This window comes from Stenotrophomonas sp. S39 (assembly GCF_016624665.1).
GTDB lineage: Bacteria > Pseudomonadota > Gammaproteobacteria > Xanthomonadales > Xanthomonadaceae > Stenotrophomonas.
The window spans coordinates 1-1,984 of record NZ_JACVTT010000191.1 but is presented as its reverse complement, the minus strand read 5'-3'; the positions used below and the strand labels follow the sequence as shown (position 1 = coordinate 1,984).

General features: G+C 54.1%; 2 rRNA genes. Both read right to left on the bottom strand.

Annotated elements, in window-relative coordinates:
• Window positions 1–13: 13 nt before the first annotated feature.
• Window positions 14–128, bottom strand: a 5S ribosomal RNA gene (gene rrf, locus IAE41_RS22225).
• Window positions 129–254: 126 nt separating this feature from the next.
• Window positions 255–1,984, bottom strand: a 23S ribosomal RNA gene (locus tag IAE41_RS22220); the annotation flags it as partial.

The window sequence follows — 1,984 nt, the reverse complement described above, 5'->3', positions numbered from 1 at the left end:
TTTTGGGTATAAACCCTGGCGATGACCTACTCTCGCATGGCTTGAGCCACACTACCATCGGCGCAGCTGCGTTTCACTTCCGAGTTCGGGATGGGATCGGGTGGTTCCACAGCGCTAATTTCACCAGGGAGGCTTTTGGAGAGTCGCACTCGTCCCGGGGGGACAAGGCGCCAGCCTCGCATAGTTCTTGTGACGTAGCGTGCACTTGGATGCTCTTACGACGCTGTCGTAAAGCCAAGGCAACTTGAGGTTATATGGTCAAGCCACACGGATCATTAGTATCAGTTAGCTCAATACATTGCTGTACTTACACACCTGACCTATCAACCACATAGTCTATATGGTTCCTTCAGGGGGCTTGTGCCCCGGGAGATCTCATCTTGAGGCGCGCTTCCCGCTTAGATGCTTTCAGCGGTTATCGCTTCCGAACATAGCTACCCGGCAATGCCACTGGCGTGACAACCGGAACACCAGAGGTTCGTCCACTCCGGTCCTCTCGTACTAGGAGCAGCCCCTCTCAAATCTCCAACGCCCATGGCAGATAGGGACCGAACTGTCTCACGACGTTCTGAACCCAGCTCGCGTACCACTTTAAATGGCGAACAGCCATACCCTTGGGACCGACTACAGCCCCAGGATGTGATGAGCCGACATCGAGGTGCCAAACACCGCCGTCGATATGAACTCTTGGGCGGTATCAGCCTGTTATCCCCGGAGTACCTTTTATCCGTTGAGCGATGGCCCTTCCATACAGAACCACCGGATCACTAAGTCCTAGTTTCCTACCTGCTTGATCCGTCGATCTTGCAGTCAAGCACGCTTATGCCTTTGCACACAGTGCGCGATGTCCGACCGCGCTGAGCGTACCTTCGAGCTCCTCCGTTACTCTTTAGGAGGAGACCGCCCCAGTCAAACTACCCACCATACACGGTCCCCGACCCAGATAATGGGCCCAGGTTAGAACGTCAAGCACGACAGGGTGGTATTTCAAGGATGGCTCCACTGCAGCTAGCGCCACAGTTTCATAGCCTCCCACCTATCCTACACAGACGAACTCAACGTTCAGTGTAAAGCTATAGTAAAGGTTCACGGGGTCTTTCCGTCTTGCCACGGGAACGCTGCATCTTCACAGCGATTTCAATTTCACTGAGTCTCGGGTGGAGACAGCGCCGCTGTCGTTACGCCATTCGTGCAGGTCGGAACTTACCCGACAAGGAATTTCGCTACCTTAGGACCGTTATAGTTACGGCCGCCGTTTACTGGGGCTTCGATCAAGAGCTTCGCCTTGCGGCTGACCCCATCAATTAACCTTCCAGCACCGGGCAGGCGTCACACCCTATACGTCCACTTTCGTGTTTGCAGAGTGCTGTGTTTTTGATAAACAGTCGCAGCGGCCTGGTTACTGCGACCCTCTTCAGCTATAGCTCGCACGAGCCACCAAAAAGGGTGCACCTTCTCCCGAAGTTACGGTGCCATGTTGCCTAGTTCCTTCACCCGAGTTCTCTCAAGCGCCTGAGAATTCTCATCCTACCCACCTGTGTCGGTTTACGGTACGGTCTGCGTAAGCTGAAGCTTAGGAGCTTTTCCTGGAAGCGTGGTATCAGTGACTTCGCCTTAAAGGCTCGTCTCGGTGCTCGGTCTTGAAGGATCCCGGATTTGCCAAAGATCCAAACCTACCGCCTTTCCCCAGGACAACCAACGCCTGGTACACCTAACCTTCTCCGTCCCTCCATCGCACTTACGCGAGGTGCAGGAATATTAACCTGCTTCCCATCGACTACGACTTTCGTCCTCGCCTTAGGGGCCGACTCACCCTGCGCCGATTAACGTTGCGCAAGGAAACCTTGGGCTTTCGGCGTGCGGGTTTTTCACCCGCATTATCGTTACTCATGTCAGCATTCGCACTTCCGATACCTCCAGCAGACTTCTCAATCCACCTTCAACGGCTTACGGAACGCTCCTCTACCGCGTACATATAAATATG